The sequence below is a fragment of the Niabella hirudinis genome, from assembly GCF_051201075.1.
Taxonomy (GTDB): Bacteria; Bacteroidota; Bacteroidia; order Chitinophagales; family Chitinophagaceae; genus Niabella; species Niabella hirudinis.
Genome location: NZ_JBPEHJ010000004.1, coordinates 224241 through 242778, shown reverse-complemented (window position 1 = coordinate 242778; position 18538 = coordinate 224241). Strand labels below are relative to the sequence as shown.

Annotated in this window: 12 protein-coding genes; 8 read left to right on the top strand and 4 right to left on the bottom strand. The window is 47.5% G+C overall.

What is annotated here, in order from left to right; genetic code table 11:
* Positions 1 to 124: 124 nt before the first annotated feature.
* The gene (locus GGU45_RS09970) at positions 125 to 1546 is read right to left on the bottom strand and encodes a DUF4403 family protein (protein WP_435224303.1); all 1422 of its coding nucleotides are present in this window, start codon (positions 1544 to 1546) and stop codon (positions 125 to 127) included.
* A gap of 745 nt (positions 1547 to 2291) precedes the next feature.
* On the opposite strand from GGU45_RS09970, the gene dnaK reads away from it, so the two are divergent.
* The gene (gene dnaK / locus GGU45_RS09965; RefSeq protein ID WP_435224301.1) at positions 2292 to 4211 is read left to right on the top strand and encodes a molecular chaperone DnaK; all 1920 of its coding nucleotides are present in this window, start codon (positions 2292 to 2294) and stop codon (positions 4209 to 4211) included.
* A 160-nt stretch (positions 4212 to 4371) separates the two neighbouring features.
* Here the strand turns inward: dnaK and GGU45_RS09960 are convergent, their stop codons facing one another.
* A complete protein-coding gene (locus tag GGU45_RS09960; RefSeq protein ID WP_435224299.1) occupies positions 4372 to 4587 on the bottom strand; it encodes a hypothetical protein in 216 nt (71 codons plus the stop codon).
* A 261-nt stretch (positions 4588 to 4848) separates the two neighbouring features.
* Between GGU45_RS09960 and GGU45_RS09955 the strand changes: the two genes are divergently transcribed.
* The 5 genes from GGU45_RS09955 (at position 4849) to GGU45_RS09935 (ending at position 11967) form a co-directional block, all read left to right on the top strand.
* Positions 4849 to 6297 (top strand): Gfo/Idh/MocA family protein, encoded by a 1449-nt coding sequence (locus GGU45_RS09955; RefSeq protein ID WP_435224297.1) that lies wholly within the window; start codon positions 4849 to 4851, stop codon positions 6295 to 6297.
* Positions 6298 to 6545: 248 nt separating this feature from the next.
* Complete coding sequence (locus GGU45_RS09950) at positions 6546 to 8450, top strand: glycoside hydrolase family 2 protein (protein ID WP_435224295.1); 1905 nt, start codon at positions 6546 to 6548, stop codon at positions 8448 to 8450.
* Between the two features lie 711 nt (positions 8451 to 9161).
* Entirely contained in the window at positions 9162 to 9392 is a 231-nt protein-coding gene (locus GGU45_RS09945) for a hypothetical protein (protein ID WP_435224293.1), read from the top strand.
* A 195-nt stretch (positions 9393 to 9587) separates the two neighbouring features.
* Positions 9588 to 10448: an AraC family transcriptional regulator gene (locus GGU45_RS09940; RefSeq protein ID WP_435224291.1), complete on the top strand. Its 861-nt coding sequence runs from the start codon at positions 9588 to 9590 to the stop codon at positions 10446 to 10448.
* 64 nt (positions 10449 to 10512) lie between these two features.
* Complete coding sequence (locus tag GGU45_RS09935) at positions 10513 to 11967, top strand: alpha-L-fucosidase (RefSeq protein WP_435224288.1); 1455 nt, start codon at positions 10513 to 10515, stop codon at positions 11965 to 11967.
* Positions 11968 to 12123: 156 nt separating this feature from the next.
* Here the strand turns inward: GGU45_RS09935 and GGU45_RS09930 are convergent, their stop codons facing one another.
* Positions 12124 to 14481 (bottom strand): PDZ domain-containing protein, encoded by a 2358-nt coding sequence (locus GGU45_RS09930; protein ID WP_435224286.1) that lies wholly within the window; start codon positions 14479 to 14481, stop codon positions 12124 to 12126.
* 151 nt (positions 14482 to 14632) lie between these two features.
* Here GGU45_RS09930 and GGU45_RS09925 point away from each other — a divergent pair, with 151 nt between their 5' ends.
* Complete coding sequence (locus GGU45_RS09925) at positions 14633 to 16144, top strand: DNA recombination protein RmuC (protein WP_435224284.1); 1512 nt, start codon at positions 14633 to 14635, stop codon at positions 16142 to 16144.
* A gap of 134 nt (positions 16145 to 16278) precedes the next feature.
* On the opposite strand, the gene GGU45_RS09920 is transcribed toward GGU45_RS09925, so the two are convergent.
* The gene (locus tag GGU45_RS09920) at positions 16279 to 17124 is read right to left on the bottom strand and encodes a universal stress protein (RefSeq protein ID WP_435224282.1); all 846 of its coding nucleotides are present in this window, start codon (positions 17122 to 17124) and stop codon (positions 16279 to 16281) included.
* 367 nt (positions 17125 to 17491) lie between these two features.
* Between GGU45_RS09920 and GGU45_RS09915 the strand changes: the two genes are divergently transcribed.
* The gene (locus GGU45_RS09915) at positions 17492 to 18517 is read left to right on the top strand and encodes a dipeptide epimerase (protein WP_435224280.1); all 1026 of its coding nucleotides are present in this window, start codon (positions 17492 to 17494) and stop codon (positions 18515 to 18517) included.
* Positions 18518 to 18538 lie beyond the last annotated feature (21 nt).

Sequence of the window (18538 nt, the reverse complement as noted above, 5' to 3'; positions counted from 1 at the left end):
AGTGAATAGTGAATAGTGAATAGGGGATCAGGTATAAAACTGCCGGTTTCAGCTATCGGATTATCAGCATTCAGTATTGAGCATACACAGGATTTAACCTGGAATCTGAAACCTGGAACAGCTGTTACAGATCCAGCCCCGCCACATTCAGCAAAAAGGACCCATCGCCGTAGGCACGCACCACCAACCAATCCGATTGCGGAAAAATGCCGGCCACTGTAATATCTTTTACGTTTCCGCTGCCGCTGATACCTTTCATAAACTGCCGGTTGAGCTGCTGGTTGATATTAGTTGTAGCCGTTGTCAACAAGGTTCCGAGATCATACCTGGCCATTTTTTCAATTTCGCCGGTGATCTTTTTAGAAAACAACCAATCCGCCGTTTTTAGCAACGCATCGCGTGAGCGGATATCAAAGTCCACATCGGTAACTTGTAAGGTTCTGGAATCAGCATAGTACAAGGGCTTGCCCGTAACATAAAAATAGCCATCGTTGGTGCCGGTAAATTTGACCTGCATTACCAGTCGGCTGTCGCGGCTTCCCAAAAGCCGGCATTCCTGAAAAATGAATCGTTTCTTAATAAAGGCCTTGCTGAAGGTGAATTCTTTTCCGGCTATCTGGCTGGTAAGGATGCGGCTGAGCGAATCATAATTCATCACTAGATCCGCATATACCTGAAATCCCTGGTTTCTGCTGAAATTGCCGATATGGGGGACCGGTGCAACGATGGTTGCCGGTTTTTCAAACCGCACCACCGGTTTGGCCGCCAGCCCCACGCTGATCTGCAGCTGGCTGCCAGCGGTGCGAATGCCGTTGATGCGTACTTTTTGCGGATTAATTTGAAGCCAGCCCATATTGTTGATATTGTAAGGGGTGTTCAGCTGGTTCCACAGGGCCTGAAAACGGGGTTTCAGATCCGTGCGGCCGTAGCTTTTTTCCATATCCGCCTTTGATATATCCAGTTCCTTTTTCAGTGCATCCATAATTACGGTGGTGATATCCTGTCCCCAAAAGCAAACCGTGCATTTGTCAACCGGCTCCGGCTCTCTGCGGGTTACCTGCATTTTGATGGTATAATTGGTAAGGAGGGATATAGCCACAGAAAATCCCACTTTTACTCTGCGCTCACCCTCATCAAAACCACATTGGCAGGCAGGCGTCCAGGGGGTAAGGGCTTTGCCATTAACGCAGGCCCTTGTAGAACCGATTATTTTATAATAACCGGTAAAGGAAATATCGAGGCTGGTATTGTTCAGGCTAAACTGCAGCGGCCCCCTGCGGAAACTGTATTTATAACGGGTATCACAGCCCTGCTGAACCCAATCATTGGGGAAATGCGGCGAAGTAAACAGGGTATCCACTTTTTTATTGGCCAGGGCAAAAAAAGGTGCCAGGTCAATCCGGACAGGGATGTTCAGTTCTGATTCGGGTATCGCTGCCGCAGGATATTCCGGTGCCGAAAGAACGGGTGTTGCGGGTGCAATCGGTTGTAGCCAGGCTATCTGTGCCTGATGTAAAAGAAAGAACAGGATCAGTATGTGCTTCATTGTCCCAAAAATAGAAAGGATGAACTAAAAACCGCTATAAATATGATAATCGACCGGGTTATCCTTATGCCCTGTATAAAAAACTGGGCGTTCTGCCTCCATCCCTGGGCGCCGGTTTTTTCATTTTACACGCTTCATTTGGTGCCCTCCCGATCCGGTACGGGCGGGTTTTACATTTATACAGAGCCCCCGATCCATCGCATGCGCGTCAAGTCAAGAACAGATTATGTTGCCATGAAATGTATTACGGTTAAGCCTTTCACGCCAAAAAGATGGCATCTTTTAATGGCAAACAGGCGCAGCGCGCCGTTGACCCTTATAACGATGAGCGCCCAACACCTCCCGTAGCCGCAGCGCGGCGGTAATTTCCTGTGCACGGCTTGTACAAACCGCAATGATTACCGGTGCGCTGCACCTTTATTACCCGTATTGTCGTTTACTAACAGGATCAGCGCTGCGCTGCAGCTCCCAGGGCAAAAATTAACCTGACGCGCATGCGATACATCGGGGATGAAAAAATGAACTTACTGGATGTGTAAGAGTCACAAATTCATCCCTTGCGAAATATAAACGGGCTTCCTGAAGGGAAATGAATAGGCCGGCAGGGGGTGTAATCAGGCGAAGATGCCGTTCATGGTTTGATGACTGACATTTTTGCATATTTAATCAATGCGGCATAATCATTGAAAGCTAATATCTGCCACAAAATGTGGTAATTTTTAATAAAAGGAGAAATTTAAATATTATGGGTAAAATTATTGGTATTGACTTAGGAACCACCAACAGCTGCGTTGCGGTAATGGAAGGTAACGAGCCTGTGGTGATTGCCAACGATGAAGGGCGCCGTACAACCCCATCCGTTGTTGCATTTTTGAAAAACGGCGAACGTAAGGTAGGGGATCCCGCAAAACGGCAGGCGATCACCAACCCCCAAAACACCATCATGTCTGTAAAACGTTTTATGGGCCGCCGTTTTGATGAGGTTTCTGAAGAAATCAGCCACTGGAGTTACAAGGTAGCCCAGGGTGATAATAATACTGTTCGTATTGATATTGATGGACGTTTGTATACCCCGCAGGAAATTTCTGCTATGGTATTGCAAAAAATGAAAAAAACGGCTGAGGATTACCTGGGCCAGGAAGTAACCGAAGCGGTAATCACCGTGCCGGCTTACTTTAATGATGCACAGCGCCAGGCCACCAAGGAAGCCGGTGAAATTGCCGGGTTAACGGTGCGCCGGATCGTAAATGAGCCTACGGCTGCTGCATTGGCCTATGGGCTTGATAAAGGTGGAAAAGATCATAAGATCGCCGTATTTGACCTGGGTGGTGGTACCTTCGATGTCTCTGTTCTTGAACTGGGCGATGGCGTATTTGAAGTAAAATCCACCAATGGGGATACCCACCTGGGCGGTGATGATTTTGATAAAGTGATTATGGACTGGCTTGCCGAAGAGTTTAAGTCGGAGGAAGCTATTGATCTGAGAAAAGACCCGATGGCGTTGCAGCGTTTAAAAGAAGCTGCTGAAAAAGCAAAGATCGAATTGTCTTCTTCCAGCGAAACCGAGATCAACCTGCCTTATATAACTGCGGTTGACGGAGTACCTAAACACCTGGTAAGAAAACTGACCCGCGCTAAATTTGAGCAACTGGCCGACAACCTGTTTTCCCGTTGTCTGAAGCCCTGTGAAGCGGCTTTGAAGGACGCCGGTATGAATGCTTCTGAAATTGATGAGGTGATCCTGGTAGGCGGCAGTACCCGTATCCCCAAAGTACAGGAAATTGTAGAAAAATTCTTTGGCAAAAAACCCAATCGTGGTGTAAACCCCGATGAAGTAGTAGCTGTAGGCGCTGCCATCCAGGGTGCGGTATTAACCGGGGAAGTAAAGGATGTGCTGTTGTTGGATGTTACTCCTCTTTCGTTGGGTATCGAAACCATGGGTGGTGTAATGACCACATTGATTCCTTCCAATACAACCATTCCCACAAAGAAATCAGAAGTGTTTTCAACTGCCAGCGATAATCAGCCCGGTGTACAGATTCATGTGTTGCAGGGCGAACGCTCTATGGCAAAAGACAACAAGAGTCTCGGTATTTTTAACCTGGATGGTATTCCCCCGGCCCCCAGAGGGGTACCGCAGATCGAAGTAATTTTCGATATTGATGCCAATGGTATCATGCATGTAACGGCTAAAGATAAAGGAACAGGCAAAGAACAAAAAATCCACATTGAGGCAGGAAGCGGCTTAAGCAAAGAGGAAGTGGAGAAAATGAAAGCAGAAGCAAAAGCCAACGAGGCTACAGATAAAGCAGAACGCGAAAAGATTGATAAGCTCAATGCTGCGGATAGCCTGGTATTCCAAACGGAAAAACAACTGAAGGAATATGGCGACAAGGTGCCTGCAGATAAAAAAGCAGTGATTGAAGGTGCTGTTGAAAAATTAAAGGAAGCGCACAAGCAACAGGATATTGCAGCCATCGATAAGGCAATGGAAGAACTCAATGCGGCCTGGACGGCGGCCAGTGAGGATATCTATAAATCCGGCCAGGGCGCTGATGCAGGAGGGCAGGCCCATGCAGGACAGCCGGGCAACAATGACCAGCCGGGCGGAAATACAGCCGGTGCAGATGATGTAACGGATGTACCTTTTGAAGAAGTAAAATAGGCAGCAAGGTTATAGCAAAAAGTGATCCCGGTAAGTAATTGCCGGGATTTTTTATGCGATTCTTTGTTGAAAAAAACGGCCGGCCCTTGTACCCGCTCTGAATAAACGGCGGGGCTGCATCACAACCGTAAAACAGCGAAAACAGTATATTGATAAGGAGTTAATCCTGTAAATTATGACGTTGGGTGCGGATGTCAGGTATACAATGCTCCACGAGCCATTTTCGAAAATCATCTGCATTGCCCGGGCTAAAATGCACAATGGCGCCTGTTTTGAGCATAATGGTGAAGATGCCGGAAGCCTCAATATATTTGTTTAAGGTAGCCGGGGCATGTGCAAATTCGGGATAGTCAGGGGTTGCGTAAGTTTTCGTCATCGGGATTTTATTATTTAGAAAGCTGTAGATCGCTCAAATATACAAATAAATTTAATGTGTACTGCGGCGTGTATGTCACTGATTTTAGTGACAAATAGTGCTTCTAAGGCCTGTGAAATGTTGTGAATCCGCTCCGGAAAGAACAACGGCGGTGCAGTTGGGCTCAATCAGTGTGCCCTATTGTACAATCGTTTGCACAGCAGGGATGATGCATAAATAGGTATTTTTATTAGATCTACTAAATAACAAAATACTTCCATTATGAGTAACCGAAGAAATTTTCTTAAAAATATTGCAGTAGGAGCAGGTGCGCTTGCCATTGATCTGCCGGGATTTGCCGCTACTGATGAGGCAATGCAACGCTCTTACGAACTGGAAAAGAGCGCCGCCCGTTTTAACATGAGTGGTTATCGTGCGCCAAAGATCGATAAAGTCCGTATCGGTTTTATTGGCCAGGGTATGCGCGGTCCGGGCGCCGTGCAGCGTATGTCACATATCGATGGAGTGGAGATCGTTGCTATTTGTGACCTGATCCCCGCACGCGCCGCCAAATCCAATGCCATGGTGCAGAAAAGCGGCCGCCCCGCGGCGAAAGAATATTCGGGCGAAAACGGATGGAAAGATATGATCCGTAAGGAGAAGCTGGACCTGGTATACATCACCACGCCCTGGTATCTTCACACGCCTATGGCCCTCTTTGCCATGGAAAATGGCTGCCATGCCGCTTCCGAAGTGCCCATTGCATTGACCCTGGAAGACTGCTGGAAGCTGGTAGAAACCTCGGAGCGCACCCGCAAACACTGTATGATGCTCGAAAACTGCTGTTACGATTTCTTCGAGCTGCTAACGCTCAATATGGCCCGCCAGGGTATGTTTGGCGAGCTGGTACATGCAGAAGGCGCGTATATTCATGATCTGCGGGATCTCAACTTTAAAAAAGATACCGGTTATCAGAACATGTGGCGTCTTCGTCAAAACTATGAACACAATGGCTGCCTGTATCCCACGCACGGTTTGGGCCCTGTGGCACAGTGTATGAATATTAACCGCGGCGATAAAATGGACTGGCTTGTATCGGTGTCCAGCAACGACTTCCAGATGGGGCAGATAGCAAAAGATCTTGCGGCCAAAGATCCCTACTTCGAACAGTTTGTTGGCAAAACCTACCGTGGTAACATGAACACGACCACTATCAAAACCAATAAAGGCAAAACCATCATGATTCAGCATGATGTAACCTCGCCCCGCCCGTATTCCCGTATCCATCTCTTAAGCGGAACAAAAGGTATGGCGCGGAAATGGCCCGATCCGGAGCGTATCGCCTTCGGTCATGAATGGATCAAAGAGGAAGAATTGAAAAAACTGTATGAACAATATACACCCGAGATTGTTCGCAAAATTGGTGACCTCGCCAAACAAATAGGCGGCCATGGTGGTATGGATTTTATGATGGACTGGAGGCTGATCGATTGTCTGCGCAATGGCCTCCCACTGGATCAGGACGTATACGATGGAGTGGCCTGGAGTTGTTTATTCCCGCTGAGCGGCAGGTCCATTGCCAAACGCTCTTCCAGTGTGGATATTCCCGACTTTACCCGCGGAGCCTGGAAAACCAACGCCCCTGTAGAGCTGACACTGAAAGGCGGTGGTACCACCGGTGTGGTGAATCTTGAGAAAAAAGAAGCATCCAAACAACTGAACGTACGTTGATCGGTATACTGGTTTTATACTGAGCAATGACGAAATACTGAGCAATGACGAAATACTGAGCAAGGACGAAATACTGAGCAAGGACGAAATACTGAGCAAGGACGAAGTATAACAGCGCTCTCCGCAAACTTCGGGGAGCGCTTCTTTTTTATGCCGGGGATTTGTATTTTTGAACAGATCCGGTTGCCCAATACGATTGCAGGCAAATCCAGAATAATTGATATTTATTAACAACAACCAATAATCAAGTGAAAAAAACAGTATGGTCTCTTTTTTTTGTTGCAGCTGTAGGCGCGGCAAATGTAAACGCTCAATGGAAACCTGTAGAGGGGAAGATAAAAACGCAGTGGGCCGAAAAAGTGAATGCTGCCAATCCCCTCCCGGAGTATCCGCGTCCGCAGCTGACCCGGAATAATAACTGGAAAAACTTAAACGGTCTTTGGCAATATACGGTGTTACCCAATAGTGATGCCGGTACCGTGCCGGCACAATATGATGGCAATATCCTGGTACCTTATGCAATCGAATCCGCGTTGAGCGGTGTAGGAAAAACCGTGGGAAAAGACAGCATATTGTGGTACAATCGTACCATCGAAATCCCTGCTTCCATGCGTAAAGGAAGAGTGCTGCTGCATTTTGGAGCTGTGGATTGGGCGGCGCAGATTTACGTAAATGGCGTTAAAACAGGTACACACGAAGGGGGCTATGATCCTTTTTCAATAGACATAACCGATGCCTTAAAAAAAGGCAGCAAACAATCGGTGGCTGTTCGTGTATGGGATCCTACAGACGATGGCCCGCAACCCGCCGGCAAGCAGGTAAAAAAGCCTCACGGCATCTGGTACACACCGGTAACCGGTATCTGGCAAACCGTATGGCTGGAAAGTGTACCCAATACCTATATTCAGGCAACAAAGCAAACCCCGGATGTAGACCGGCAGCAACTGCAGGTTTCGGTAACAACCGCGGGGCTTGAGCCGGGCGATGAGATCCGTGTATCGGCCTGGGACGGCAAAAAGCAGGTAGCGGAGCAGGTTTCGGCAGATGGCAATAACATTGTGCTCCCGATTGCCGATGCTAAACTATGGTCGCCCCAGACGCCCTTTTTGTATGATCTGAAAATAGCGGTAACACGAAAGGGAAAGATCATTGACGAAGCCGGATCTTATTTTGGAATGCGCAGGATTGCATTGGCAAAAGATGCCAACGGTATCCAGCGGATGATGCTCAACAATCAATTCCTTTTTCAATACGGACCGCTGGATCAGGGCTGGTGGCCCGATGGATTGTATACGGCCCCAACAGACGAGGCGCTTAAATTTGATATTGAACAAACCAAGGCTCTCGGATTTAACATGATCCGCAAACACATAAAAGTAGAACCCGCGCGCTGGTATTACTATTGCGATAAGCTGGGCATCGTTGTTTGGCAGGATATGCCCAGCGGCGACAGGGGAGGCAATACCTGGTCGCAGCAGCTTCGGGTAAAGATGCCGGCCGGCAAAAAGGTAGATGATGCACACCAGCTTAAATCGCAGGTGCCGGGCCTGGTATTTGATAAAAACCGGTCGGCTGCATCAGAGGCAATTTACCGCAAAGAGTGGAAGGCGATTATGGATGCCCTGCATAATTACCCGTCCATAGTAACATGGGTGCCTTTTAACGAGGCCTGGGGACAGTTTAAAACGAAGGAGATTGTTGAATGGACGATGCAATATGACCCATCGCGGTTGGTGAATGGCATGAGCGGCGGAAATTTCTTTATTGGCGCAGGCCCCATTGTTGACCTCCACTATTATCCCGGCCCATCCATGCCCGATCCGGAAGTATACGGGCAAACCCAGGCGCTGGTGCTGGGCGAGTTTGGAGGATTGGGATTGCCGGTTAAAGAGCATCTTTGGCTCGATAAAGGAAACTGGGGCTACCGCTCTTTTGACGATAACGAAAAGTTATTTGCACAGTATAGTGAGATGATCCGGTCCATCCCCGATCTGATCAAATGGGGCCTTTCGGCTGCTGTATATACACAAACCACGGATGTGGAAATTGAAACCAATGGCTTGTTTACCTACGACCGCAAAGTGCTGAAGTTTCCCCGCGAAAAAATGTTCCAATTGCACCAGCTATTGTATAATAAAGCACTGGTGCCCTAAGGGCAAGGAATAAAGGACTTATAAAAATAGACCCCTGTGGAAACAGGGGTCGCAACCAAAACTAACTGCTTATGAGAAAATTGAAAATCTTATTTAAATACCTGTCCTGAGGTTAAAATATGCTTATATATAAAAACGTTTTTGCAAAAAAAATATTGTAACCGGCGGAGCTTTTTTAAAATTTTTTTCAAAAACGGGAAAAAGAGACGCATATATAATGGAAATTTTATGTATGATCAGGAGTGGCCGTATACGTTCAATTTGCCTGCCAGGCTTCTATGTTGTTGATCGAAAAAAAGGGGGAATTCATCGAATTTCTGCTTTTTGAAAAAGATACTTAAAATATTTTTGTTACTGTTTTTATCCGCTGATTCCAGAAGCGATTAATACGCCCCTGCGGCGTTCAAGATAGGTTTATAATGCAACTTAACCCCCGGGTAATTCTTTACATTGGGGGATTTTGCTATTAGCGTGCGTCTGCCCGAAACTGTAGAAAAAAATACCGATGTCTTTATATCCCCTCACCGTACCATTCCCCGGGCTAAAAAATATTGATTCCCAAAAAAGACAACAAAATGCAAGAGACCAAGAGGATATCAACTGTTCTTAAATAAAAGCTGCCTGCTGTAGCCGCCTGATTTTGTTTGGTTTTTGAATTTTGGCAGGCCTTTTGTTCTATAAATAAGGAACCTATTTAAAAAAAATAATTATATGAGACCGCCCATAAAAAACGAGGACAACAGGATTTTGAACGATGGATTTCGCCAGGATTTACCAATCAGCTTTACCGGGGATGCCATTCATCAAATCTCGCTTTCAAAACATAAACTCTTTGATATCAAAGAATGGATCTGGCATACCGAAGTTATTAATGGGATCCAGTATTGCATCATTACAGAACAGCTGCAACACCCGCCGGTTTCATATACAGAAAGTGAATAACGATTTAATTTACATTGGATTTATCCCATTTTAGACGGGCTGTTATGTGTGCGGGGGTAATGTGTTTGACAATTTATGATAAAATAGTGTATTGATAAGGTAAGAATTGATATTGGGGAGCGATGTTGTTTAGCTATTTTTGATAGACTAAAGTTTGATCAAAAAGAACGAAACTACGGATTGCCGGATAACAGCGTGAAACCACAGTTTGTTGATATCATATTTTCAAAAGCCGGCAAGATCCAGGTAAAAAAAACGGCGAAGACCCGGTTTGACGGGCCTTTTCATTTTCACCATTTATGTGAGTTGGTTTGGGTGGAAGAAGGGGTGGGTACCCGGATCATCGGGGATTCCGTTTCCAATTTTAAAAAGAACGATCTGGTATTGATGGCGCCCAACCTGCCGCATATCTGGCGGAGCGATGCCAATATCGATTTTGTGAAATCCACTACTATCTACTTTGATCCCGATTTTCTTTCGCACCTCACTGATGATGAGGCAACGCTTAATTGCTTTAAGCAGCTGATTCAAAAGTCGCGGCGTGGCATGTGGATTTATGGAGAAACCCGTAAAAAAGTAGTCAAGCTGTTGTCGAAAATTACCGAGACTGAAGGAATTCCCAAAATTATCGATTTTCTGAAAGTGGTGGAGCTGCTAACCGGTTCTACCGAATTTGATGCGCTGGCCACCATTCTTTATAATAACCGGTATGACGAAAAGGACGCCGGGCGTATTTATACGGTTTACCAGTACCTCTTAAAAAACTTCAAGAAAGACGTTGCTTTAAAAGAAGTGGCGGATCTTTGCCATATGACCACCAATTCCTTTTGTCGTTTTTTCAAAAGCCGTACCAATAAACCCTTCACCCGTTTTCTGAATGAGCTGCGGATCGGGTATGCCTGTGAATTGTTGCATGATGAGCAGCATTCGATCTCCGCCATCTGTTATGAATGCGGGTATAATACAACGGCCAATTTTCATAAGTTTTTTAAACAGATACAGCAAACAACCCCTGCCGGTTACCGGAAAAAGCTGCGGCAGGACTCCATGCTTTAATGGGTTTTCGGGGCGTAAATGGTCTGCATTCTCAAAACGATTCTCATCATAAAAACTCAAAAACGTGAAAAAAAGAAACCTGCTCTTCTTCCTGATGCTCCTATTAAGCTATACGATTGCGGCGCAAAAATATGAGCCCAACTGGTCCTCACTCAATAAGCGGGGGATACCCGCCTGGTTCCAGCAGGATAAATTTGGTATTTTTATTCACTGGGGCCTCTATGCCGTGCCATCCTATGCGCCGGTAATACCCAACAGCGGCGAAAGCTATGCAGAATGGTATTGGTACAGGTTGAACGAAAAAAATAAAAATTTCATTCCCTTTCATAACAAGAATTATGGCGCTAACTTTCAATACCCGCAGTTTGAGCCTATGTTTAAGGCAGAGCTGTTTGACCCGGAGCAGTGGGCAAACGTTTTTAAAGCATCCGGAGCCCGCTATGTGGTGCTTACTTCCAAACATCATGAAGGGTATTGCCTTTGGAACAGCCCGGAGGCTGACCGTAGCTGGGGACGCGCCTGGAACGCGGTAACGGGTACGCCTAAACGCGACCTGTTGGGCGATCTTACGGGCGCGGTAAAAGCTGCCGGGCTAAAAATGGGCTACTATTACTCCCTGTATGAATGGTTTAACCCCGTTTGGCAAAAGGACCGCAAACGGTATGTAACAGAACATATGCTACCCCAGTTAAAAGATCTTGTAAACAAATACAAGCCATCACTCATTTTTGCAGATGGCGAATGGGATATGCCGGATACGGCCTGGCACAGCCCTGAGCTGCTGGCCTGGCTGTTTAATGATTCGCCGGTGGCAAAGGATGTGGTGGTGAACGACCGGTGGGGTAACAATACCCGTGAACACAATACCGGCGCTACCTACACTACTTCTGAATATGGCGGAGGTATGGATGCCAGCAGGGTATGGGAAGAGAGCCAGGGCATCGGGCATTCGTACGGGTATAACCGCCATGAACAACTCACTGATTATAAAACCGAGCGGGAATTGATCCTGATGCTGGTGGATATTGTAGCAAGAGGAGGAAATCTGCTCCTGGATATAGGGCCAACAGCCGATGGCCGGATCCCTGTCATTATGCAGCAGCGGCTTACCGCCATCGGAAACTGGTTAAAGATAAATGGCGATGCGATCTATGGCACCCAGGCATACGCGCATCCTTACCAGTGGAGCAGCGGTACTGTTCCCGGCAAAAGCGGTAAAAGTTATATGGCCGGTTACAGCGTAGCCAGCCTGGTTGTTCCAAAAAAAGATACAGCGCACATTGAACGCTTCTTTACAAAAAAGGGACGCGACCTGTTTTGTATCCTGCCGGATTATCAACCCAGGGTGCTGATAAAGAATCTGAATGTGCCGGCCAATACTAAAGCGGTCCTTCTTGCCAACGGAAAAGAAGTAAACGTAAAGAATACCGGGAGGGATTGTTGGGTAGATCTTTCTGCATTTAAACCGGGGGCATTACCCGGTGAACTGCTGGTGCTGAAGCTGAAGAATGTATTGTAACCAATAAAAAACCCGGCACTGGCTTTAGAAAAAGCTGGGGCCGGGCTTGATAACGAATTGCTTGTTTTAGACTGTAAAGTAAAAAAGAAGATCCTGTTTATCCTTCCAATATCTTATCCGGTTTATAAACAAAATAACCCGGAAAGCAGTCAGCAGCTACCGGGTTTTTAATTCCAGTTGCACCGGCTGCTGATTGCGGATGAGCGTAACCGGGATGCGTCCTTTCCAATTGCTGCTGCTGTACACTTCCAGCAGGTCTTTCAATTCGCTTACCGGCTTGCCATCGGCACTGCGCAGCACGTCCCTTTCCTGCAGGCCCGATTGGGCCAGCAAGCTGTTGCCGGGGGCCTCAACAATAATAACCCCGGTTTCATCAGGAAGGCCGTAGGCCGACCGATCTCCAAGCCCCTCAACCGATTTTACCCTGCCACCCAGGAAGCCGGCGATTGTTGATTTACCGGTTATACTTCCCGGCGCTGCCAGAACAGGAATGGAGGGCTGTAGCGCTATCTTGCGTAGGCTTTTCTTTTGCACACCAAACAGCATCGGGAAATTCCTAAATCCCGTCCGGAATTCGGGTGCACCCGGGGCAATGGTATAGTCACCCGCCGCCGGGTTTAAAAAAGCCGGCTTGCCCGCGATGCTATGCCGGTCAGTGCCATTTTCCTGTGCCTGTTTCAATGCGCCGGCATCGGGAAAGAAGTTGGAGTCTACGGCGTTGCCCCATGACCGGATCTGTATGGGAAAATATTTTTTCATAACAATATTATGCTTAAATACATCGCCGCTGTTTTGAAACCAAACATGGGGGTGGAAGGAGTTGTTGAGCATGATATTGTTTTCTACGATCCTGTAAAAACCTTCCCTGAGTTTGATGCCTCCGTTGAGACAAACATTGTTATAAATATGATAGTTGGAAGAACCATCATCCAGGTCAATATCCCAGCCATGATCACAGCGGAACCGATTGTTACGGATAATGGTTTGCTGCTGCGCGTCCAGTAAAATAAGTTCGGGATGGAGGGCCGCAAGACTGTCCATATAGCGCCTGTTTGCCGACCAGTAGCGATCTCTTCCCCAGGAATTAAAAGCGCCATGATCGCCGGTTTCGAGCACGGTATTAAAAACGTCGTTGTGCTCCAGCAAATGTCCGCCAAATGCACCATCGCCTATATTGAGCCCCGCCCGCGGCGTATTGTAAATACTGTTATAACTCACGGTGATGGCGGCTGCCATTTCTATCTGAACCCCTGTTGCCTGCTTTTCGATCTGCCCCAGGTTGTGCAGCAGGTTGTTGGTTGCAATACAGTGTTGGGGATAGTTGTTTGAACGGGGTCCGGGCGTTTTATCCAGCTGGTTGTAAGGAATATAGTCCTCGTAGCGGAAGGAGGGGGAGCGCAGTGCCCGCGGATCGCCAACAAAGCTGATGGCATTGGCGCCAATAAATGAAATATGGCAGCCGCTGACGGTGTCATTTTTATTGTAGTTGCTGATCATGATGGCATTGCCGCCGATCTCTCTGAAATTGCAGTCTTTTACGGCACAGTTTTCCGTTCCGTCCATCAATACAGCTCCTCCGCGGTAAATGGTCCAGTCGCTGCGGACCAATGGTTCCCGGGTATCCATAAAGCTGCGTTCGTTATGCAGAAAATTAAGCCCGGCCAGGGTTACATGATGCAGCGGTTTGCCCGGATCTCCTTTCAGCACCATGCTGTTTTTTAAAACAGAAACCACTATCGTTGCCCTGGAAAGGTCCATCCCTTTGGGCGGATAATAATACAGTTCATTTTTGGAACGATCCAGGAACCATTCTCCCGGAGCATCCAGCTCTTCAAAAATGTTTTCTACAAAGCGGTACTGGTTGTGCATGGGGGCCGGCCGGTTGTTTTGCCAGCCGCCGTTCAGCCGGAGGGTGCTGTCGGTTTTCTTTGCTTCAATGCGATAGTGAAACCCGCCCCATTCGTGTGCGTGCAGGGCGTGCACATAGCCTCCGGTGGGGTTTAGCCATTGCCGTACTTTTTCCGGGCTGATGGCATCGGCCGCCGTTCCGTGAAATACCCTTGCAGCGGTATCGTAATTGGGATAGCGCGCCAGTACCTGCAGCTGGTTATTTACATAAAGCTGTTCAAATACCAAACCCGGGGGTACGGATGTTTTAAGGATCCCGTTGCGAAAAGGCGTCCAATGGGGTTGTAACTTTTTGCCGGCGCTGATGTTCACCACTTCGTTTTTATAATTGGCAAGTGTAAGCGAGGTCGGCCGGAACTGGTTTGCCCGAAGCACCAGGGTTGTGTCGAGGTAATAGGTACCGCCCCTTAGAAAAATGCTCACAGCTCCCTTTCCGGATGCCGCGGCAGACAGGGCTTTCTGAAGCGTACGGAAGGGTGATCGCATGCTCCCGGCATTTTTATCGCTGCCCGCAGGGTCTGCAAAGAAAATTGTTTGGGCATAAAGCGCATGAAAGATCCCCGGCAGCACCAGGAGTAAAAGCAGGATCGTTTGTTTTCTTTTCATATGCACTCAAAGTTAAATGGCCAGTCCTGAACCGCAAAAATGAAAGGTTGACTAACGGGATTCCGGAATAATTAGTTGATCTTTGTGTTAAGATTGGCTTTAGCATTTGTTTGGAATTTAAAAAGGCTCTTATTATTGAAGGGATTTATTTATGGAAACATTGTATTTACTTGCCGGGTTGCTCATTGGTGGAGGTGCCGGGTACCTGGCGGCAAAAAGATGGATGGTACCCCGGTCTGCGGTGGAGACATTGCAGCAGCAGATCGGGTTGCTGGAACAGGCAAAAGCTTCCCGTCTGTCGCGGGAGGAAGTTCAACAGCACTATATTGCCCGCGAAGCAGGGGAGCTGCTGCAGGAGAACATCCGGGCGCTGCAGGAAGCGTTAAAAGATGAAAAATGGGCGGCACAGCACCGGCAGCAGGAATTGCTGAATCTGACCCGGGAATCTGAAAAAAAATTTCCCCGGTCAGAAGTGGAAGCGCGCGACGGGCAGATCCTGCAATTAAGTAATGAGCTTGTTGCCATGAAGGAAAAGGAAGATGCGCTGAAGGAGAAGGTGGACTTATTTGCAGCGGAGCTTGAGCAGCTGCACCGGTTTTCACAAGAGCGGTTTAAAACACTAGCCGCCGATGTACTGGAGGAAAAGAAGAAAACCTTTGTAGATGAAAATAAAAAAGAGCTGAATACCATCCTGGAACCGCTGAAGGCCAACCTGGACCAATTCCGGGAAAAAGTAGAAGCTACCCGCAAGGAAGATATACAGGAATTAACCTCGCTGAAAAAGGAAATTGAGCGTTTACAGCAATTGAATGTGCAGCTGGGCGATGATGCAAGGAACCTGGCCACCGCTTTAAAAGCAGAGGTGAAGATGCAGGGCAATTGGGGCGAAGACCGGCTCAATATGATCCTCGAAACTGAAGGGCTGCAGCAATACATCGATTATACACGGGAAGAAGTTTACAGGGACGCAGCGGAGGAAAATATCCGCCGTCCTGATTTTGTACTCAAATTGCCCAATGGCAAACACGTTGTTATCGACAGCAAGGTTTCATTAACGGCCTATGTTAACTACTTTAACGCAGCTGACCCCAAGATCAAACAGGAACAGCTCCGGCTGCATATCCGCAGTGTTACGGATCATATCGAAAAACTGGCAGATAAGAATTACCAATCTCTCGCCGGGCTCAATACACCAGACTATGTTTTCCTCTTCATGCCGGTAGAATCAGCACTTACACTGGCATTAAACCAGGCGCCCGACCTGTTTGGCCAGGCGCTGAAGCGAAAAATTGTGCTCATTACCCCAACAACCCTGGTGGCTACCTTAAAAGTGGTAAAACTGCTCTGGCAAAAGGAAAACCAGGTAAAGAATGTAGAGGAGATCTTCCGCCAATGCGGCGAACTGTATAATAAATTTGTACTTTTTCTGGAAGAGATGGAGCGGGTAGAGGGCGCATTAAGTCAGGCCTCCAAAGCCCATCGCGATGCTATGAATCACCTGAAGGAGGGCACAAAAAAAGGCAATACCATCATTGGCCGGTTTGAAAAAATCCGCAGTCTGGAAGCAAAGGTAAACAAACAGATCCCCGGCAAATACCTGGCGGAACTGGAAGTGTTGCCGGACGAAGAGCATCCTTCGGAGGCGATAGGCAATGGGGAGTAGTGAATAGTGAGTAGGCAATAGTCAATGGGTTTGCGGGGCAGGAAACAGCGTTTAGCTTTCAGTATTCAGTTATCAGATGATCATCAAGTAGTAAACGGTTCTAACGTGGAACTTTAAACATGAAATTTTGAACTTCACTCCATGTGCAACACCAATACCGGCACCTCGCTGCGCCAGGCAAGGTTCTTGGTGATGCTTTTGTGGAACAGGCCGGCAAGAAAACTCCGCATTTTATGGATGGAGATGATCAAGGATGCATTATCTTCCTTTGCAAGCGCCCGTACCGCCGTTGGCAGATCTTCCAGGTTGCTGGCCAGGTGTAGCCGGAAATGATAATCCTGCAACTCCAGTTGCAGTTCATCGGCCAGTTTGGATTCCCTTTCGTTCAACTGGCTTTTCATACAACGGTGTACCGCCGTTACCCGTGCATTGAACCGCTCCAGGAACTTATGCAGCTTTATCCGGATAGATTTGCTGAGCGATTCCTTAAAATCGGATGCAAGCACAATATTATCCGGAATGGAAATAGGCGCATCCCGGGGCACAAGCAGCACCGGGTAGTGGATCTTATCTACCCCCCGTTGCACATTGTCGCCCACAAGGAAGGTCTCCAGTTCGTCCTTCGGTTTAAAACCCATAACTACCAGATCAATGTCTTCTTCATCGCACACCTGGTTTACAGCTGGTGCCAGCGCATCATTGATGACCAGCGTGATTAACTTTGCAGTGGGGGTCAGCAGGCTGTGGATCCGGTCTTTAAGTAATTGCAGCTCCTCTCTTCTTCCATCTTCCAGTGCATCGGCCTCCTGCATGTTTAATGCAAGAGAACCCGCTTCGCCCGAATCATAGAGGGGCACGCTTTCATAAGTATTCAGTATAAAAAACTGTGCTGCATTCAGCCGGTTGGCCAGGTTGCAGGCGTAATCCACTGCATGGCTGGCTGCGTCAGAAAAATCGGTAACCACCAAAAGCTTTTTCATAATCCGTTGTTTTGTCTGCTTAAATTTACAAAAAAGAAACGGTTTTTTTCAGAGTTCTGCTGAATAAAAGGGAATAGCACCAATTCACGGATCTGTGCAGGGCGGATGAATAAGTCTGAAAGATGGCCACAAAGACAAGAATGCATTAGCTGTTGTGTTCTGTTCAAGTAAAATAAACAAGAATTCCCTGCGCCGCCGGCGCTATTTGTGTGGATCGTTTTACGGATAAAAGAATCGTTTTATTCGTGCATTCGTGGCTTAGCCAATTTATGCGTGTGCCCTGCAGGTCTGTGGTGCCCGGCAACCGATTCCCTGCTTTGTCTTACATTTGCCAAAACCCGGCCGGGGGAACACCGGCAAGCAAAATGTGAAGTGTAATTATTACCCGTTTAATTTAAAATTCAGGCATCCTTTTACCATATCTAAAGGAACAAAAACGTACCAACCCACATTGATTGTGGAGTTGGAACATTTTGGTATAAAGGGATATGGCGAGGCGCCTGCGATCACCTATTACCATATATCTGTGGAGGATATGATTAAAGACCTGGAAGCAAAGAAAGGGATGATTGAACGCTTTGCTTTTACGGAGCCGGAGCGTTACTGGCATTTTCTGCATCATTTGTTGCCACAAAACCCGTTCCTGGTCTGTGCGCTGGATATGGCAGCCTGGGATCTGTGGGGAAAACTGTCCGGTAAGCCATTGTATGCGCTTTGGAAGGGCAACCCTGCCGATAGTCCGTTGACCGATTTTACGATTGGTATTGATACCCCCGGTAAAATGGCAGCTAAGCTGAAGGAACGCCCCTGGCCGGTATACAAGGTAAAAGTAGGTACCCCCGATGATCTGGAGGTTATTAAAGCCTTGCGGAATGTTACCGATGTACCTTTTAGGGTGGATGCCAATGCGGGCTGGGATCTGGATACGGCATTGGAGCTGATCCCTCAGCTGGAGGCACTGGGAGTCGAGTATGTGGAGCAGCCCCTGGCAAAGGATAACTGGGAAGATATGCGTGTTTTATATGAACGGTCCTCCCTGCCATTGTATGCGGATGAAGCCTGCGTTTTTGAACAGGATGTTGAAAAATGCGTGGGGCATTTTCATGGTATCAATATCAAGCTGACGAAATGCAGCGGCATTACACCTGCATTGCGGATGATAAAAGATGCAAAGAAAAAGAATCTCCGGATCATGATCGGCTGTATGAACGAAAGCACCATCGGATCCGCTGCTGTTGCACACCTGGCCCCGTTTATTGATCATGTAGATGTAGACGGCCCGTTGTTGCTGGAGGAAGATGTGGCAACCGGCCTGGGGTATGATTACGGAAAACTCATTTACAACAATCAACCAGGGCTGGGTGTTGCGTATAAAGGATTGTTCAAGGTTTAAGGTTTAAAGTTCAAGGTTTCA

Excerpts from the sequence above, each read along its gene's own strand:
- GGU45_RS09960 (WP_435224299.1), bottom strand. The coding sequence starts at position 4,587 with ATGACGAAAACTTACGCAACCCCTGACTATCCCGAATTTGCACATGCC.
- GGU45_RS09970 (WP_435224303.1), bottom strand. The coding sequence starts at position 1,546 with ATGAAGCACATACTGATCCTGTTCTTTCTTTTACATCAGGCACAGATA.
- GGU45_RS09955 (WP_435224297.1), top strand. The coding sequence starts at position 4,849 with ATGAGTAACCGAAGAAATTTTCTTAAAAATATTGCAGTAGGAGCAGGT.
- GGU45_RS09930 (WP_435224286.1), bottom strand. The coding sequence starts at position 14,481 with ATGAAAAGAAAACAAACGATCCTGCTTTTACTCCTGGTGCTGCCGGGG.
- dnaK (WP_435224301.1), top strand. The coding sequence starts at position 2,292 with ATGGGTAAAATTATTGGTATTGACTTAGGAACCACCAACAGCTGCGTT.
- GGU45_RS09945 (WP_435224293.1), top strand. The coding sequence starts at position 9,162 with ATGAGACCGCCCATAAAAAACGAGGACAACAGGATTTTGAACGATGGA.
- GGU45_RS09925 (WP_435224284.1), top strand. The coding sequence starts at position 14,633 with ATGGAAACATTGTATTTACTTGCCGGGTTGCTCATTGGTGGAGGTGCC.
- GGU45_RS09920 (WP_435224282.1), bottom strand. The coding sequence starts at position 17,124 with ATGAAAAAGCTTTTGGTGGTTACCGATTTTTCTGACGCAGCCAGCCAT.